Genomic DNA, 288 nt, shown 5'->3' with positions numbered 1-288 from the left:
GTAGTAGTCGGCGACGAAAGCATTGCTCCCTGGCTGAGAAACACGCCCACTTATGCGACGCTTTTGAAAGCAAATCCGCTTTTCAGGGCTGAGGTACCTTTGGAAGATCTTCCTGCCAACATTGAGAACTTCAAGCTGCATTACGTTTTTGGCAATGCATTCTATGTAATGGAATTCAAAGTGACCGCAACTGCACCGGAAGTAGATATAGATCTTCCGATTCCGGGCAAAGATTTTGTCGATAACGGGCGGATCAGAGCAGAAAAGGCAGTGGACTGATTCTCACTA

General features: G+C 46.9%; 1 pseudogene. It reads left to right on the top strand.

Going from position 1 to position 288, the window contains the following annotated elements:
* A pseudogene (locus tag ACTIE6_RS19055) lies at window positions 1-279 on the top strand (class I SAM-dependent methyltransferase); the annotation flags it as partial.
* Between the last annotated feature and the right edge of the window lie 9 nt (window positions 280-288).

The organism is Dyadobacter sp., assembly GCF_051859145.1.
In the GTDB taxonomy this organism is placed as follows: domain Bacteria; phylum Bacteroidota; class Bacteroidia; order Cytophagales; family Spirosomataceae; genus Dyadobacter.
This window is presented reverse-complemented; position numbering and strand designations above follow the sequence as displayed.